This is a genomic window from Ideonella lacteola, from assembly GCF_038066555.1.
Taxonomy (GTDB): Bacteria; Pseudomonadota; Gammaproteobacteria; order Burkholderiales; family Burkholderiaceae_C; genus Ideonella; species Ideonella lacteola.
In genome coordinates, this window is sequence record NZ_JBBUTG010000012.1 from 16,572 (window position 1) to 32,643 (window position 16,072).

At 68.0% G+C, this 16,072-nt stretch carries 14 protein-coding genes; 6 read left to right on the top strand and 8 right to left on the bottom strand.

Annotation, left to right across the window (positions count from 1 at the left end; all coding sequences use genetic code 11):
• Nucleotides 1-144: 144 nt before the first annotated feature.
• From AACH06_RS18135 to AACH06_RS18145, 3 genes are all read left to right on the top strand, one after another.
• Nucleotides 145-1,041, top strand: coding sequence for a tetratricopeptide repeat protein (locus AACH06_RS18135; RefSeq protein WP_341427166.1), 897 nt, complete (start codon nt 145-147; stop codon nt 1,039-1,041).
• A 98-nt stretch (nt 1,042-1,139) separates the two neighbouring features.
• On the top strand, nt 1,140-1,613 hold the full coding sequence (locus AACH06_RS18140; protein WP_341427167.1) for an NUDIX hydrolase: 474 nt from the start codon (nt 1,140-1,142) through the stop codon (nt 1,611-1,613).
• A 67-nt stretch (nt 1,614-1,680) separates the two neighbouring features.
• Nucleotides 1,681-2,217, top strand: coding sequence for a GrpB family protein (locus AACH06_RS18145; RefSeq protein ID WP_341427168.1), 537 nt, complete (start codon nt 1,681-1,683; stop codon nt 2,215-2,217).
• A gap of 47 nt (nt 2,218-2,264) precedes the next feature.
• Here AACH06_RS18145 and AACH06_RS18150 read toward each other — a convergent pair whose 3' ends face one another.
• Together AACH06_RS18150 and AACH06_RS18155 are read right to left on the bottom strand one after the other, a co-directional pair.
• A complete protein-coding gene (locus AACH06_RS18150) occupies nt 2,265-3,959 on the bottom strand; it encodes a sensor histidine kinase (RefSeq protein WP_341427169.1) in 1,695 nt (564 codons plus the stop codon).
• Between the two features lie 485 nt (nt 3,960-4,444).
• Nucleotides 4,445-5,959, bottom strand: a complete 1,515-nt coding sequence (locus tag AACH06_RS18155) for a cellulase family glycosylhydrolase (protein ID WP_341427170.1) — start codon at nt 5,957-5,959, stop codon at nt 4,445-4,447.
• Between the two features lie 556 nt (nt 5,960-6,515).
• Between AACH06_RS18155 and dapA the strand changes: the two genes are divergently transcribed.
• Nucleotides 6,516-7,445, top strand: coding sequence for a 4-hydroxy-tetrahydrodipicolinate synthase (dapA, locus tag AACH06_RS18160; RefSeq protein WP_341427171.1), 930 nt, complete (start codon nt 6,516-6,518; stop codon nt 7,443-7,445).
• Nucleotides 7,446-7,484: 39 nt separating this feature from the next.
• Here dapA and AACH06_RS18165 read toward each other — a convergent pair whose 3' ends face one another.
• Both AACH06_RS18165 and AACH06_RS18170 read right to left on the bottom strand, forming a co-directional pair.
• Nucleotides 7,485-8,825 carry an alpha/beta hydrolase family protein gene (locus AACH06_RS18165; protein ID WP_341427172.1) on the bottom strand — a complete coding sequence of 447 codons (1,341 nt, stop codon included), beginning with the start codon at nt 8,823-8,825 and terminating at the stop codon, nt 7,485-7,487.
• Entirely contained in the window at nt 8,822-9,334 is a 513-nt protein-coding gene (locus tag AACH06_RS18170) for a MarR family winged helix-turn-helix transcriptional regulator (RefSeq protein WP_341427173.1), read from the bottom strand. The genes AACH06_RS18165 and AACH06_RS18170 overlap by 4 nt, the downstream gene beginning before the upstream one ends.
• 323 nt (nt 9,335-9,657) lie before the next feature.
• Between AACH06_RS18170 and AACH06_RS18175 the strand changes: the two genes are divergently transcribed.
• Nucleotides 9,658-10,428 carry a hypothetical protein gene (locus tag AACH06_RS18175; protein WP_341427174.1) on the top strand — a complete coding sequence of 257 codons (771 nt, stop codon included), beginning with the start codon at nt 9,658-9,660 and terminating at the stop codon, nt 10,426-10,428.
• 30 nt (nt 10,429-10,458) lie between these two features.
• Here AACH06_RS18175 and AACH06_RS18180 read toward each other — a convergent pair whose 3' ends face one another.
• The gene (locus tag AACH06_RS18180; protein WP_341427175.1) at nt 10,459-11,286 is read right to left on the bottom strand and encodes a cyanophycinase; all 828 of its coding nucleotides are present in this window, start codon (nt 11,284-11,286) and stop codon (nt 10,459-10,461) included.
• Between the two features lie 148 nt (nt 11,287-11,434).
• The gene (locus AACH06_RS18185) at nt 11,435-12,115 is read right to left on the bottom strand and encodes an ion channel (protein ID WP_341427176.1); all 681 of its coding nucleotides are present in this window, start codon (nt 12,113-12,115) and stop codon (nt 11,435-11,437) included.
• Between the two features lie 281 nt (nt 12,116-12,396).
• On the opposite strand from AACH06_RS18185, the gene AACH06_RS18190 reads away from it, so the two are divergent.
• Nucleotides 12,397-13,251, top strand: a complete 855-nt coding sequence (locus AACH06_RS18190; protein ID WP_341427177.1) for an alpha/beta fold hydrolase — start codon at nt 12,397-12,399, stop codon at nt 13,249-13,251.
• A gap of 43 nt (nt 13,252-13,294) precedes the next feature.
• Here AACH06_RS18190 and AACH06_RS18195 read toward each other — a convergent pair whose 3' ends face one another.
• On the bottom strand, nt 13,295-14,824 hold the full coding sequence (locus tag AACH06_RS18195) for a protein adenylyltransferase SelO (protein WP_341427178.1): 1,530 nt from the start codon (nt 14,822-14,824) through the stop codon (nt 13,295-13,297).
• A gap of 246 nt (nt 14,825-15,070) precedes the next feature.
• Nucleotides 15,071-16,039, bottom strand: a complete 969-nt coding sequence (locus tag AACH06_RS18200; RefSeq protein WP_341427179.1) for a hypothetical protein — start codon at nt 16,037-16,039, stop codon at nt 15,071-15,073.
• Nucleotides 16,040-16,072 lie beyond the last annotated feature (33 nt).

Consider the following 16,072-nt stretch of genomic DNA (forward strand, 5'->3'; position numbering starts at 1 on the left):
TTTACGCGGTGGGTGGGAAGCCGGGTCGGCGGTTGCCGGCCCCGCGCGGGGCCGACACGGGCTCGGGTTTGAACATTCCATCACTGGCGCACCGCTTTGAACTGGCATCACAATCGGCGCCCATAACCAAGGGGCGGGCGGGGCATGAACAAGGCAGATCGGCGCAGGGCCGATACGTTGCATGAGCGAGCCGGTGAGCTCGACGATGATGCGCAAGCGCTGGCGATGTACCGCCAGGCGCTGGAGATCGACCCACGCCGGGCCGATACGCACTACAACATGGGCTTGATCTACAAGTACCAAGGGCGTTGGCAAGAATCGTTCGACCACAACCGGCAGGCCGTCGCCCTCGACCCGAACGACGAGGCCTCGAACTGGAATCTGGCGATCGCTGCCACGGCGCTGCGCGATTGGCGCACCGCGCGCGAGGTGTGGAACCGCCTGGGCCTGGCGATCCGCAAGGGTGAGGCACCCATCGAAGACGACTTTGGCATCACCCCGGTGCGGCTCGACCCGGACGACCGGGGCGAGGTGGTCTGGGCCCGCCGCATCGACCCCGTGCGCGCCCGCATCGAGAACGTGCCCTTGCCGGAATCGGGCTTTCGCCGGGGCGATGTGGTGTTGCACGACGGCGCCGCCGTGGGCCACCGGGTATCGGGCGGCAAGAGCTACCCGGTGTTCAACGTGCTGGCCCTGTTCGAGGCCGGGCCGTACGCCACCTGGCTGGCAGAAGTGTCTGCCGATGGTGTGGCCGATGTGAAAGCGCTGTGCGACGCGCTGGATGCCGCTGGCGCTGCCGCGGAAGACTGGACGACCAACGTGCGAACGCTGTGCAAGCAGTGCAGCGAAGGGACGCCGCACGACGTCCACGACCGGCGCCTGGTGGCTGAGCCCGACGGGCGCTACCGCTTGGGCATCGCGCCGGCCGACGTGGCCGCCGCGAAGAAAGCCCTGCATGCCTGGGATGCCGGTCGCGGCCGCGTGCTGGGTTTTGATTGCGTGGTGCCCGTGCCCGCCAAGGCCCACGGCGCCGGGGCTTGACCCCAGGGCTCCGCCCACGGCCAGCCGTTGCGCCGGGGCCGCTGAGGGCCCGGGCGGCCGCCGCGACCGCAAACGATTGACCGACTCTGCCCATGTCCATGATTTCTGTTCCTTTGCGCGGCCAGCGTTTTCAGGTGCGCGCTGCGGCGATCGTGATCCACGACGACCACCTGTTGGTGCACCGCGCACCCGGCGACGAGTACTGGGCGTTGCCAGGCGGTCGCGTCGAGGTCGGCGAGGACGCCGCCTCCACGGTGGTGCGCGAGATGAAGGAAGAGTTGGGCGAGGACGTGGCCTGCGGCCCGCTGTGGCACGTGGCCGAGAACTTCTTCGACCTGGGCGGCGAGCGCTTCCACGAGATTGGCTTTTACTTTCGGGCCGCGCTCCCGGCCGCGTCACGCTACCTCGACAAGACGCGTTCTCACGGCGGCGTGGAAGGCCACCTCGGCCTGGAGTTTCGCTGGTTGGCTCTGGGCAGCCTGGGTGCCATGAACCTGCGGCCGACCTTTCTTCAGGTGTCGTTGGCCGCGAACACGCTGGGCTTTTCGCATCAGGTGCAGCGCGAGTACTGATTCGGCAGGCTGTCTGGCGGCCCGCCACGCCACATGTTCAACCGAGTGCGATGAGAAAGGGTGCCCCTTGATCGAGATCGTGGCCTACAGCCCGCAGTGGGCGGTCGAGTTCGAGGCCGAAGCCTTGGCCATTCGCGGTGCGCTGGGCGATCGTGTCGTGCGCATCGAGCATGTCGGCTCCACAGCGGTGCCCGGCCTGGCCGCCAAGCCGGTGATCGACATTCAAGTGTCGGTGGTGGCCCTGCAACCCGAAGAACCCTACATCGCCGCATTGGCCACCCTGGGCTACCGGTTCATCAGCCTGGGTGATTTCGATCGGGTCTACCCATGGTTTGCCAAGCCGGGCGACTGGCCCAGCAGCCATCACGTGCATCTGTGCGTGGCCGGCGAGGCTCAGGAAGCCTCACACCTGGCCTTTCGGGACTGGTTGCGCGCGGACCCCGGCCACGCGGCGGAATACGAAGCCTTGAAGCGCCAACTGGCGGCTCGCCACGCGGGCGATTCGCTGCGATCGGTCGAACGCTATTCGCTCGACAAGAGCAGCTTCGTTCAACGTGCGCTGGCCGACTGGGCGCAGCGCGGGCGCGGCTCCCAGATCGGCTGAGGGCATCCATTTGGCAGGCGCGAGCTGCGGACGCCGAACCCGATCCGCTACGCCGCGGCGGACGTAACGGGCCCCGGCAGTTGAATCCAGAACGAACTGCCTTGCCCCGGCCCCGCACTGCGTACGCCCACGGTGCCCCCGTGCAGCGCCACGAGGCGCTTGACCAGCGACAAGCCGAGGCCCAGGCCGCGCTGATGGTCGGGCCCGCCCGTTGAGCCGTCGGGCGACCGGACTTGGTAGAACAGGTCGAAGACCAGGCCGCAGGCTTCGGGCGTCATCCCGATGCCGTTGTCGCTCACCTCGATGACCACGCCGCTGATGTCCGACAAGTCGCGCGTCTCGCGTACCGCCAACTCGATGCGCCCACCCGCCGACGTGTACTTGGCCGCGTTGCTCAACAGGTTGCCGACGCACTGGACCAGGCGGCCCCGGTCGGCGCGCACGTGGAACGGCTGCGCAGGCAGAACCACGGCGAGCGCGTGCTGCCGGCCCTCCATGGCGGAACGGCTCGACTCGATCGCCAACTCGACCACCTCCGCCAGGTCGACGTCTTCGATCTGAAGCGCCAGCTTGCCTTCGGCGATCTGGGCTGCGTCCATCAGGTCGTCGACCAGCCTGGACAGGAGGCCAGACTGTCGGTGGATCACCTCCACGGCTTTGCGGACGTGTTCGTGGCACACATCCGTTCTGCCCATCAGGTGAGTGGCCATGGTGATGGCGGAAAGGGGCGAGCGGAGCTCGTGCGCTACCAGCGCGAGGAACACATCTTTGTGCCGCGCCGCCTCTTCCAGCTGTTCGGTTCGGCGTCGCACACGTGCTTCCAGGTTCGCATTGGCCACCCGCAGGCGGGCAAGCGCCTGGCTGTGCTGACGCGACAGTGCCGCGACAGACAAGGTCAGGGCCGACGACACCGCGAGGAACAGCTGCAGCATCACGGCTTGCCAGGCCTCGGTCGATGCTTGAGCTGAGAAGGGGCTCAGGCCCGCCACGGTGAAGTACGTGGACATCAGCGTCAGCGTGAGGATCGAGACGGCGGCCCCCGCAAACTGGAAGCTCATGGAGGCCCACAGCAGGACGGGCGTCACCACGTAGGCCAATGGAAGTCGCCCGCTCAGCGCGAGGGTCGCCACCAGGAGCAGAGCGCAGGCCAGCGCGGCCACCTCACCCCAGCGCGAGCGGGGAGGCCATCGCGGATGTCGAAGGGCCTGTCCGGCGATGAGCACCAACGGGGCGCCGATCATCGCCCCGGTGGCATCGCCAGACCACCACAGCAGAAAGGCCCGCCCCAAGGGCTGGCCTTGGGCGTAGTGCAGGGTGGCCGCACCGATCACGGCCGATGCGATCGGTGCGATGGCGGCGCCAACGAACAGAAGCACGAGCACATCGCGCAAGCCGTCCAGTCGGAAGCTGGCCCGGGTCGCCCAGCGCCGGATCATGACGGCGCCCAGCCCCGCCGCCGCAGCATTCCCGGCGTGCAGCGCCAAGGCCACGCCGATGGGATTGCGGAACCACAGGTGGTTGGCCAGGAGTTCCGCCCCCGCGGCGGCCAGCATGTAAACCGGCCAATGCACGGTGCGCGCCTTCAGCAGCACGGCGAGGTACAGGCCGCCAGGAATCCACAGCGAGATGCCGGTACCCGGGACAATGGCCAGCCACCAGGCCACGGCGCAACTGGCGACGTAAGCCGCAAAAAAGGCCAGGCACCGGCCGACTTGGGGGCGTCGTTGAATGAAAGTACTCACGATCGAGGTATCAACGCTTGCTCCCACGGGCCTTCGAAAAGAGGGCCCCTGGCTCTGCCGCTTCCAGGTTCTGGCCAAGGTCGATCGGCGCGTGAGGTGATCGGCGGGCTGTCTCCTCGTGACGCCAAACTTTCTGACCGCCAGCACGCGACTCGCGCCAGACACCCGCGCTGGCGTCTCGTCGAATCAAACGGGGTGCGATCTGAAGCGGCAGTATCACATCCTGCCGGCGCTGGGCACCTGGGCAGTGGCGCACATGAGGCGGATCGCCGACAGGGGCCCACACCTGCGGTGACGGGCGGGAGAAATCAGCGGCGCAGGCGAAGCGCGGCCTTTGATCGTGCGACGGGAAGTCTCAAGCCTCAAACGGACTTCTGCGACTGAACGAGGCGTGCGAGAGCGGCGGGCGCCCTGAAGGTAAACAGCCGGCCCGCGTCGATGCGGGCCGGCCGGAAGTTCAAAGTCGCTGGTTCAGCGGGCGGGGTTCAGTAGCAGGCGCTGTTGAAGCGGTCGCCGCCGTCCCAGGCGCAGTTGCCGCCGATGCACTGGTACAGGTTGTTGGCGAAGCTGTTCGATCCGTGATCGAAGATCTTGAACCAGCCGCCGTCGTCCCACACCGAGGTGGGCATGCCCTTGGGGCCGGCGTACTGGGCATCCATCTTCTGGTACCACAGGCGGATGTTGTTGCACTGCATGACCTGGTAGCGGCTGCCCCAGCCCGTGCCCCACTCGCCGATGTACACCGGCATGCCGCGGCCCACCGAGTTGGCCCAGGCCAGCATCGTGTCCATCGGGCTGTAGAGGTCGGCCTCGGTCCAGTTGTCGGCGTAGTCGCCTTGGTGGTCGCCGTTGAATGACCAGGGGTTGTAGTGGTGGAACTCGGCCATCAGGTAGGCGTCGTTGCCATTGCCCACGCCGTTCAAGTCAGGCCAGGTCTGGGCCATCTCGCCCGCGCCGAACCACTGGTTGCCGCCGATGGCGATGATGCGCTGCGGGTCGACAGCGCGGATCTTGGCGTAGGCCAGCGATGTCATGTTGCGCAGGTTCGCCGGTGACATGGCGCTGCCGTCGCTCAGGTGCGGCTCGTTCAGGATCTCGTAAATCAGGCGGTGGTCGCGGTCCTTGAAGATGTCGGCAATGTCGGCCCACAGTCGTTCGAGCACCCAGGAGCGGTTGTTGTCCTTCAGCGCCGATTCGTGGTGGGCATTGATCACCACGTACAGGCCGGGCAACGACAAGGCGTAGTCGACCGTCTGCTTGATTTCGGCCAGGCGCGGGTGGCTGCGGTTCACATCGCCGACCAGCGGGTTGTTCACCAGCATCGAGCCGTGCGCTTCTTCCGTCCAGGTGATGGGGATGCGGACATTGCGGTAGCCCTGGGCATAGTAGGCATCGATCTTCGCCTTGGCCGCCACGAAGGTGGGCGGGTTGCCGGTGAGGTCGTACATGTTGCCCAGGTTGAAGCCCTTGTGCATGTTCTTGGCGGCTTGCTGGGCGGTCTCGCCACCGCCGCTGCACTTGGGCACCAGCTTGAACCAGTTCAGGTTCCAGCCACCCTGGGTGATGGCGATGCCGAAGGCCTGGTCGCCGCCGGGCAGCGTGACCTCCTGGGAGATGGTCTTCCAGGTCTGCTTGCCGCCGGTCTTGGGCACTTTCACCTGTGCATAGGTGGTGCCGCCGCCGGCCTTCTCGAAATTGAAGGTGCCGCCGCTGCTCTTGCTGGCCACCCGCGCCTTGAAGGCGTAGGTGCCGGAGCAGGGCAGGTTCACGGCCGCATAGCTCAGCCAGTCGCCGGCGTCCGTGCCGGTCACATCCTTGCCGCCGCCCTTGTCCTGGGTGGCTTCGACGGTGACGCCGCTCATGTAGGCGTAGTTCTCGGCCTCCACCGTGATGGCGGCCTGCAGCTCGCCGGCGCAGGCCCAGGCGGCGGCAAAGGCGATGGCGTGCCATGCGGCACGCGGGTGACGTCGCGGCGTTGTTCGCAGCGGGGTGTTGCTCATGACTCTCTCCTCAATGGTCGTATGAAACGCCGCGTCTTGGCGCGGCGCGCCCGCGGTGGGCTTGGCGGTAGGCCTTGGGGCCACGAAGCCCGCGGCCGATGTCATTCTTGATGCGGCGTGGCGACGAATGGTGACCAGATGTTGGAGGGCCAGGTCGGTTCTCCGCGCCCTTGGCGATGGCTCGAAAGCCACGATCACGGGGCGGTGCGGCGGCACCGCTGCCTGGGCTTTCGCGCCCTTGCGTTTGCCGGTGTACGGCTGGTGACATTCCTCGGCCCGGGGAATGCTGTGAAGGTGCATGGCCCGGGGCGAGGCCCCTTGGGCATTGCCCGTACACTGCCGCCATGCGCGCAGGCCCAGCCCTCCCTCGTGGCGCCGACCTCACGGTCGGTGGCCGCTTGGCTGCGCTCAAATCGAAAAAACCAGAGCTCATCTGACCGGAGCTCGCGTTCCGTCGTCGGATGAGCGACGGAACGCCACCAGGCCGCCTCGCGCGGCTGCGCCACCCCCGCTCTGCCCGCCGACGGTTTCTCGATCGGTCGATCCGGAGTCACCCATGCAGACCCTTGCCGAATCCCACGCCGCCGCCGGCCCTGCTGGCACCACCACGCCCTTCGGGGGCATTTGGGTGCCGCTCGTCACCCCGTTTCGCGAGGGGGCGGTGGACCACGAAGGCCTGAAGCGCTTGGTTCGCCACCTGGACCACCAAGGTCTGGCCGGCCTGGTGGTGTGTGGCAGCACCGGCGAAGCGGCCGCGTTGGACGAAGCTGAGCAGCGCGCGGTGCTGGACACCGTGATGTCGGTGCGTGGCGACCTGAAGGTGATCGTCGGGGTGTCGGGCGTCACGCCCGGTGGCGTGGCCCGCCGCTTGCGCGAGCTCGCCGGCCTGCCGCTGGCGGGGGTGCTGGTGCCTTCGCCTTACTACGTGAAGCCCTCGCAGGCGGGCTTGATCGACTTCTTCAACACGGTGGCCGATGCCTCGCCCGTGCCCGTGGTGCTTTACGACATTCCCGGTCGCACCGGCGTGCGTATCGACACCGACACGATGCTGACGCTGGCACGACACCCCCGCATTCAGGCGGTGAAGGATTGTGCGGGCGACCCTGACCACACCCAGGCGGTGATCGACGACGGCCGGCTCCAACTGCTCTGCGGCGACGATGCGCGCATCTTCACCAGCCTGTGTCAGGGGGCCGTGGGGGCGATCGCCGCCTCGGCCCACCTGCATCCGGCTGCGTTCGCACGACTGCATCGCCAGCTCCAGGCGGGCGACCTGCTGGCGGCGCGCCCGGCGTGGCGGGCCCTGTGGCCGCTGACTCGGGCCTTGTTTGCCGAGCCCAACCCCGGCCCGGTGAAGGCCGCTCTGGCGCTGCGGCTGGGGTTGTCGAACGAGTTGCGCGCACCGATGACCGCGGCTTCGCCGGGCCTCACGGCCAGACTGGCCAGCTTGCTGGAGGTGCTGGACGCGGGCGAGCGCCGCGCATAGGCACGGCCCTTTCGGGACGGGCGCCACGGCCCATCCGGGCTAGCGCGTGACGTCCGCCTCTGCGATGGTGCTCGGGACGGTGCCGTCGCGCGCGAACCCCGCCAGCAGGCCGAGCAGCGAAGCGGGTTGCCGGGTCGACAGTCGCTCGCCGCTGGACGCTGTCTCGAACTCGTACAGCCCGTGCTCGACGTTTCGATAGACGACGACCGAGACGGGCCGCCCCGCCGCGCGGAGGGCCTTCAATCGGCGATAGGTCTCTGCATAGGGGGCATCGATGTCCTCGGCGCCGAGGACCCACAGCTGCCGCGCTGGTACCGCCTGAAGCGCCGGCATGGGGTCGTGGTCCGGAATCACCCCATGGAACAGGCGAGGGCCCTCGGCGCGCAAGAAGGCCTCCGGCGTGTTGATCATCAGGTGGGTGACGTTGCCCCGCACATGGGGCAGCCAGGGCTCGCGGCCGTACTTGGCCAGCACCGCGCGCAGCCCGTCGTAGCCGGAATCGAATCGGCTCAGCAGGATGGCCCGGGCGGCCACGCCGACCTCTTGTGCCTTGGCGGCGTCTTCACCGCTGAATCCGTGGCGCGACATGTCCAGCGCGATGGCCTCGCGGTCTTCATCGAACGGTGATACCGCGAGACCGTAACCCACCATCAGAAAGTCGACCGGCGCGATGCGGGCCGCAAGAGGCGCCGTCCAGCCGCCCTGGCTGGTGCCGTATACGCCGACCCGAGTGGCGCGAGGGCCTGCCATTCGGCGCGCCTGGTTGATCGCCGAGGCAGCGTCCCGGGCCAGTTGGTGCAAGTCATGGGTGAAGGTGCCGGTCGATCGGCCGGTGCCTCGCTTGTCGTACACGAACACGCCGACTCCCATCGCGGGCAGCAGGCGCTGCAGCGAGAATCGTTCGAGGGCCGACGTGTCTTCAGAACCGTGGATCAGGACGACGATCGGCGCCCGGTCGGGCCCGGTCGGCATCACCAACCGGCCCGCCAGCAACGCGCCGTCGGCGGCCCCAAAGGTAGCGTCCTGGGTGTCGAAGGCGACCCGGCGGCCCGGTTGCCCGCCGAAGCGGATGCGGCCCGCTGCGCACTCGCTCATGTCGACGTCGACGCCGTCGTCGCGCCCCGTCCAGCCGAGCGTGCTGCGCCAGCGCGGGCCCTCGGCGGGCGACAGCAAGCCGGTGGTGCCGTCCAGGCGCCGCCACCGCAGGCTGCCAGCGGGCGCGGCGGGCGCCAGATCGACACTGCCGCCGTCGGCCAAGCGGTACAGGCCCGTGGCGCAAGCCGCGACATCAGGCCCGCCCGGGGCGGCTGTCGCGCGCAGGCCGGGCCAGGCCCCCAACATCAGGGTGAGCGCCAGAGCTGCGCCAACGCTTGCTTTCATGCTGCGGTTCCCGTCTTGGAAGGTTGATGCTGAGCGGCGATCCGCTCAGACAGCTGAATACGGCGGACGTGCGCCTCGGCTGCTTGCAGCGTGGCCATGAGATCGACGCCGGATTCCGCCGCCAGCTGGCGTTGCACGTCGGCGTGCGCCTTGAGTGCGGCCTGCACCCGCTTGGCCTCGGCACGCCCGCGAGGCGTCAGCCGGTAGGGGCGACGTCGGCGATCGGCCTCGTCCTGAAAGCGTTCGATCAGTCCCAGTTGCTCCAGGGGCGCCAATCGCGACGCCACCAACTGGTGTGACTGCCCGTCCGAATGAGCGATCTCGACCAGGCTGGCCGGGCCCCGAAGCAGAAGAAACATCAGCGCCGAGTGCGTTCGAACCGGTGCCACCAGGCCGATCGAATCGGCGAAGGCCTGGGTTTCCTTGCAAATGGCATCGGCCAGGCGCTCGGCGAAGTGCGCCACAAAGGCCGGCCTCAGGTCTTCGAGAAAGTTCAGCGGCGGGGTCATGACCCAAGTATGCAATTATTTGCGCAAAAGTTGGGATAAATTTGCAGATGAGCGCTGGACAGCCCTGGGGAGATGACCGGGGCAGGGGCGGCGAGTTGCGTACCTAACGAATTAGCTTGGGTGCTTCTGAATCCGCGGCGTGGTCAGGGTCAATGGTGGCAACGGGCGCGACCCAGCCGTCTTCAACGTGGCGGCCCGGAGGAGGGGCGTCCCTTGCACGGTGCCGAGGCGCGGGTGAGGGTGTTCATGCTTGCGCGTCAGCCAGCCAGGCTCTAGGGTGGGAAGCACCAAGCGAAATGCCCATGGGGCAGGGAGGTTTCCGTATGCAACGCATGTCTCTGGTCTATGCCGTCAAGGCAGCGCTGGCCGCGGTGGCGGTCACGGCGATGACGCCGGCCATGGCTGATCCGACTCCGGTGAAGATCACCAATCACCGCGGGGCCGCGGTCTATGTGAGTTTCAGTAACGTGCAAGGGGCGGGCAGCATCACCTGGGGTGCTGGCTGCCAGAAGACGGGCGCCACGTCGAAGGCCGCGTATGCGATGGTGAAGGCCGGCCAAAGTTGTTCGGCCACGGTGGCGAGCACCAACGGCTCGTCGCGCTTCTGTGCGGCGCCCAAGTCGCCGCCATCGAATTGCTGGGAGTCTCAGGCCAACCACCTGACGATGATCGAAACGAACTTCGAGCCCGCCAGTGCGCCGGGGTGTTTCGGTGGCGGCTCTTGCGTGTGGTACGACGTCAGCGTGATCCCGTCCACCTGCACCGACGAGGCCTGGCGGCGCAACGAGTGTGCCGGGCAGGGCGGTGCCTCGTACAACCTGCCGGTGACGCTGGCGTGCCAGGGCACACCGGCCATGCCCACCTACACCTGCCGGGGTCCGAAGACCGATCAATACGGGCCCGAGATGTACCCCAGCCAATGTGGCAACCCGCACGGGACTTGCGCTGTGGGCTCCTCGCCCGGCGGCAAACCCTGCGTCGACGGCGTCGCTGCCTATTTCTTCCCGATGTTCACGCCGCCGGAGAACGCCTACCAGCCGAACGCGGTCTGCATCGCCCGCACGCTCACGATCGACCTGCTCTCGGGCAAGTGATGCCTCTCGGCCTCTGACGGGGCCGGCAGGTCAACCGCACGCCGCGGTGGTCAGCAGGTGCACTGCCGTGGCGATGCCCGGGCCCACGGGGGTTGCGCCCGCATGGCGGGTGTAGCGGCCTCCGGCGGGCAGCAGGTGAACGACCACCTTTTCGAGTTGCAGCGCCTCGCCATGGGCGCACGCCACCCTGTCGATGGTGCTGCTGCTGCCGTCCACGACGGTCACCGCTCCGGAGCCGATCACCTCGATGGAATCGAACGGCCGCACCACCAGCGCCGTGTCTTCGTCGATGCCCAGGCCCATCAGCGGTGGGTGGTGCGCCAAGGCGGCGAACAGCCGCGGCAGGCGTCCGCGCTCGGAGAAATGCTGGTCGATGATCACGCCGTGCAGCAGCCCCAGGCCGCGGGCCAGTCGCACCATGTCTTTGGTGGGGGGCGAGCGCACCTCGCCGCTGGCCATCATGTGTTCAGACATCACCGAGGCCCCCGCGCTGGTTCCGGCGACGCACTGGCCGCGGTGCGCAAAGCCTTCGCGGATGGCCACCGCAGCGCGGCTGCCGGCCAAGGCGCTCATCAGCCGTGTCTGGTCGCCACCGGTCATGAAGACGATGTCGGCCTCGGTGATCGTGCGCACGTGGGCGGCGTGGTCCGCGGCGTGGCGATCCGGCAGGTCCAGACGCTGCCGATGGCGCACGCCCAGGTCTTCGAAGGCGCCGTCGTAGGCCTGCCAGACGACGTCCGGTTCGGCGCTGGCGGCGGTGATGACGACGATCTTTGGCTGCGCCCGCTCGCTGAGCGCCACGATCCGGCGCAGCACGGGCTTGTCGTTGTCGCGGTCTTCGTTGCCGCCGATGATCACGAGAGTGCCGGGTCGTCCTGATCGCTGTAGGGGCATGTCTCTGGGTCGCCGTCTCGAAGTGCCGGTATCTTGGCAAGTGATGTGCCTCGGCGCCAGTGTCTCCGGTCAGTGGCGTCGGCGGCGCGCGTGCACTCGTTGGCCTTGGGGCTCAGGCCGCCGGGGTGTCGCGCTGGTCGATGAGCGTGAGGCCGATCAGCCGCGACACAACAGCGGCCAGGTACATCACCCCCACGAACATCTCCACCGCAGCCACCATGCGTGCATGGGTGGTCAGCGGGATCACGTCGCCAATGCCGGTGCTGGAGAGCAGCGCGAAGCTCATGTACATCAGCTCGGTCCAGGTGCGGGCCGACTGGGGGTTCACCGCGGCGGCGAAGCAGCCCGGCTGCAGGGCCTGCATCAGAAGGTAGACGTAGGCGAAGCCCCAGGCCAACAGCGTGAAGGTGCCCCCGGCGGCGAACAGCTCGTCGGTGGTGGCGTGCCGGTCGGCCATCATGTAGGCAATGAGGCTGCCCGCGGCGTAGAAATAGAAGATTGCTTCCAGGGCTGACGACCAGGGCAGCAGGTGCGGCATGTCGAACAAGGCCTGCAGCGCCAGCAGCACGATCGCCGGCAAGGCGATGCCGGCGGAGACCCAGTTGAGGCCGGGCGTGCGACGCACCATGCCAGTGGTCAGCGCCAGCACCAGGATGCCGAACACGCCGAATCCGATGCGGCCGGCGTTGGTGTTCTCGATGAACGGGTAGAGCAGCATGCCGGCCAACTGCACCGCCAGCAGGATGGCGGAAGGGTGGCGGCGGGTGTTGTCGATCCAGCGGATGAGGTGCATCGGCGCATTTTCGGGTGCCGGCGCGAACTTTTTCGTTCCTGCGGGAACAATGACCCGTTCCGAGTTCGCCGGCCACGAGGTGGCTCGCGAGCCCTCCTGCTCTGCAGGCTCACCCGACTCAGATGATGTTCACCTTGTCCAGCTCTTCGCCTCGTGCTCGCTGCCGGCCCACCGCGTCGGCCAGGCGGCGCAGGCTCTTTGCCAGTACGGCGCTGTGGTTCGCCGCCTTCGTCGGCGGGCTGCCGGCGCATGCCGAACCACCCTCCGAAGCAGCATCACAGGTGGCTTCGGGCTCACAGGTGGTTTCGGGCTCACAGGTGGTTTCGGGCGTGGCGCCGGCCACCGCCCCGGCGGATGCCCTGACCGCCGATGCACAGCTCGCGCTCGTGGGCGGGCGGCAGGTGGAGGTCTCTGTCACCCGCGTTCCGCAGGCCCGTGCCACGGTGGTGTTCGAGAACGGTCTGATGCTGCCGTTGACCACTTGGCAAGCGGTCCGGTCGACGCTCGGCGATTGCTGCCACACCTTGGCCTACAACCGCGCTGGCGTGGGTCGAAGCGCCGAGACTTCGGAGCCCGCTTCGCCGGGCCAGGTGGCACAGGACCTTCAGCGGCTTCTGCAAGACCAGCAACTGCCGCCCCCGTACATCCTGGTCGGGCATTCGCTTGGGGGGCAATACGCGCAAACCTTCGCCAGCCTCTACCCGGATCAGGTTCAAGGCCTGGTGCTGGTGGATGCCTTGCCGGTGGGCGTCGTCAAACGGGGGGCCGACTTTCCGTGGTTCACACGGTTGGCCCTGTGGCTTTTTGCGCCCGACTTTGCGCGGCGCGAGATCATGGGCATTCACCCGATGGGCGAGGCCCTGATGGCCGGCCCGCGGTTCGATGGCCAGCGGGTGATTCGGCTGGTCGCGCACAGTCAGGCATCACCGAAGGCTGAGGGGCTGATCAAAGACCTCTGGAAAGGCGTGATCCTGGCCGAGGACTTCGGCGTCTGGGCGGTGGACCCTGACGAGGCGGAGGCGCGCATGGACCAGCTCTATCCGCAATCGATCGTTCGGCCGGTGCAGGCGCATCATCGTGTCCAGGAGATGGCACCTCAATGGGTGGTCGACGCCGTCCGGCAACTGGCGCCTTGAGCCGTGGCCGTGGGCCGCGGGCGCCGGCCGATCAAGTGCCGGATCAAGTGCCGCAGAAGGTGCGGTAGCAGGCCGTCACGGCGGCGGGTGCAGGCTCGCCGTAGCGGGCCCGTTCTGGCGCTTCGTCGAAGGGGTGGCGCACTGCCTCCAGCAGGCGCTCGAAGGGCCCGATGTCGTCGCGCTCGGTGGCCGCTTCGAGCGCTTCTTCGACGAGGTGGTTGCGCGGGATCACGAAGGGGTTCGCACGCCGCAGTCGCTCGGCCCGGTCCGCTGTCCAGGTGGGTGGCGAAGCGCCGCGCGTGGATGACGCATCGTCGGCCTCGCAGCGTGACCGCCAGCGGGTCAGCCAGGGTTGCAGGGCCTGGGGTTCGCTGAACAGTGCGAGCAGGGGCGCTTCCTGCCCGGCCGCGGCGTCCGCCAGCCGTCGCCAGGCGAGGGTGAAGTCGACTTGCTGCCGGTGCAGTTCGGCCAACCAGTCGGCCACCAGGGCGTCGTCGGCCTCGTTGTCCGCCTCCTGGGCGTGCGCCAGGCCCAGCTTGGCGCGCTGGCCCTCGCGCAGCGCCCGTTCGAACTGATCGGCGAACCGACTGAGGATGCCGGTGACCTGGTCGATCGCCTGCTTCACGTCGGCCTCGGCCTCGCTGGGTGCGATCAGCGGCAACAGTGCTTCGGCCAGGCGGGCCAGGTTCCATTGCGCGATGGGCGGCTGGTTGGCGTAGGCGTAGCGGCCCTGTTGGTCGATGCTGCTGAAGACCGCGCGGGGATCGAAGGCCTCCATGAAGGCGCAGGGGCCGTAGTCGATCGTCTCACCCGACAGCGCCATGTTGTCGGTGTTCATCACGCCGTGAATGAAACCCACGTTCATCCATTGCGCCACCAGGCGGGCCTGGCGTTCGCATACCGCGTTCAGCAGGCCCAGGTAGCGATCAGGTTGGCCGACGAGGCCCGGGTCGTGGCGGGCCAGGGTGTAGTCGGCCAGGCGGCGGAGCTGCTCGATATCGCCGCGGTGCGCGGCGTACTGGAAGGTGCCCACCCGCAGGTGGCTGGCCGCAACGCGCGTCAGCACCGCGCCCGGCAGCGGGTGTTCGCGGTACACCGGCTCGCCCGTGGCGGCCACCGCGAGCGCACGGGTCGTCGGGATGCCCAGTGCATGCATCGCTTCACCCAGGATGGCTTCGCGCAGCATCGGGCCGATGGCGGCCTTGCCGTCGCCGCCCCGGGCAAAGGGGGTGCGGCCCGAGCCTTTGTAGGCGATGTCGCGGCGGCGGCCCTGGCGATCGATCACCTCGCCCAGCAGCAGCGCGCGGCCGTCGCCCAGCTGCGGTGAGAAACCGCCGAACTGGTGGCCGGCGTAGGCCTGGGCCACCGGCTGGGCGCCTTCGGGCACCTGGTTGCCGGCCAGCAGCGCGGCGCCATCAGTGCCCTCGAGCACCGACAGGGGCAGGTTCAGCTCCTCGGCCAGCGGGCGGTTCAGAAACAGCAGTTGCGGCGCCGGCACCGAGGCAGGCTGCCATGGCACGTACAGCCCCGTGAGTTCGCGGGCGTAGGTGTTGTCGAAAGCGAAAGCGGGCATCCGCGAAGTGTCGCGGTTTCGCCGCGCGGGTGCGGCGCCGCAGGAATTCGGCCCCGCCAGGTGGGGGCTTAGGGCGTGCTCACACTACGTAGCCCCGATGCGTTGCCCAACTTGCCCAGGCACCAGCCTGGGCGGCGTCGGGCGCCTTGCCCTGCATCCCTGGACAACCCGTTCGCACGGGGCTGCGTAGTGTGAACACGCCCTGATCCGGTGGCCCCGAGGGGGAGGCCCCCGGGGCGGGGGGCGTCAGTTGGCGCTGAAGGTGATCTTGGTGACGTTCTTCGTCACAGCCACCCCGTAGTTGCAGGCGGGCGCGCTGTTCGACTTCATCGTGTTCCAGCTGCTCGGCGTGGACTCATTGCCGTTCATGTCGAACACATGAATGTTCGAGAAGGTGATGCTGCCGTTCGAGGGGTATTGGCTGCAGCGGTCGACGCCGTAAGCCTCCTTGGCGCCGCCGAAGTACCAGTCGAACGCCTGGCCGAAGCCTTCGGTGTCGAAGGTGGTCGATTGCCCCGTGTTCTTGTCGACGCTCTTGATCGTCCAGTTGGTGCACACGCCGTTGCTGCAGTTGGCCCCGATCATCGAGCCCTTGATCTTGTCGCCGGTGTTCACGGGGATCGTTGAGCCGTGCCAGGTCTTGCCATCCTTGCAGCAGTTCCAGTTGGTCATCGTCCAGCGCGAATCGCCGAAGCCGTTCCACGCCAGCACGGGTTGCAGGATGGTCTGCACACCGCCGGCGTCTTCGAGGCCGGGGAAGTAGTACAGCACCTGCCCGCTCTTGGTGGTGGGGCCGCTGGGCACCACGAAGTTGGCCACCATCTTCTTGGCCGGCGGCGTGACGTTGGCGTTCGAGTTGCTGTCGGCCACCCAGCCGTTGAACAAGGCGGGCTGCATCCCCGGCTCGACACGTTCGACCGTGCCCTGGCGGGCGACGAAACGCGGGTGCATGCAAGCGGCGGTCTTTGCGACGCTGCCATCACGGCGAACGACGTTGCCTTGCCCGTCGACACGTTCGCCTTCGGCCACGTGGATCACGCATGACGGGTGGAACATGCCATTGGGCGTGACCACGTAGTCCGCGGGTACGCCCAAGGGGCGCGCGGCCTCGTTCAGGTCGCCGACGGTGGTGAGTGCCGATGGGGCGGCCGATGCCGCGCTGGCCCAGGCCGCCATGGAAAGGATGGCGATGCCGATGTGACGGATCAGGTTCATGAGCTCCTCCTACGAGATGAAACAACTGCGGTG

Bases quoted from the DNA above. Each gene is read 5' to 3' on its own strand.
- AACH06_RS18135 (WP_341427166.1), top strand. From the start codon at position 145: ATGAACAAGGCAGATCGGCGCAGGGCCGATACGTTGCATGAGCGAGCC.
- AACH06_RS18140 (WP_341427167.1), top strand. From the start codon at position 1,140: ATGATTTCTGTTCCTTTGCGCGGCCAGCGTTTTCAGGTGCGCGCTGCG.
- AACH06_RS18155 (WP_341427170.1), bottom strand. From the start codon at position 5,959: ATGAGCAACACCCCGCTGCGAACAACGCCGCGACGTCACCCGCGTGCC.
- dapA (WP_341427171.1), top strand. From the start codon at position 6,516: ATGCAGACCCTTGCCGAATCCCACGCCGCCGCCGGCCCTGCTGGCACC.
- AACH06_RS18165 (WP_341427172.1), bottom strand. From the start codon at position 8,825: ATGAAAGCAAGCGTTGGCGCAGCTCTGGCGCTCACCCTGATGTTGGGG.
- AACH06_RS18170 (WP_341427173.1), bottom strand. From the start codon at position 9,334: ATGACCCCGCCGCTGAACTTTCTCGAAGACCTGAGGCCGGCCTTTGTG.
- AACH06_RS18175 (WP_341427174.1), top strand. From the start codon at position 9,658: ATGCAACGCATGTCTCTGGTCTATGCCGTCAAGGCAGCGCTGGCCGCG.
- AACH06_RS18185 (WP_341427176.1), bottom strand. From the start codon at position 12,115: ATGCACCTCATCCGCTGGATCGACAACACCCGCCGCCACCCTTCCGCC.
- AACH06_RS18195 (WP_341427178.1), bottom strand. From the start codon at position 14,824: ATGCCCGCTTTCGCTTTCGACAACACCTACGCCCGCGAACTCACGGGG.
- AACH06_RS18200 (WP_341427179.1), bottom strand. From the start codon at position 16,039: ATGAACCTGATCCGTCACATCGGCATCGCCATCCTTTCCATGGCGGCC.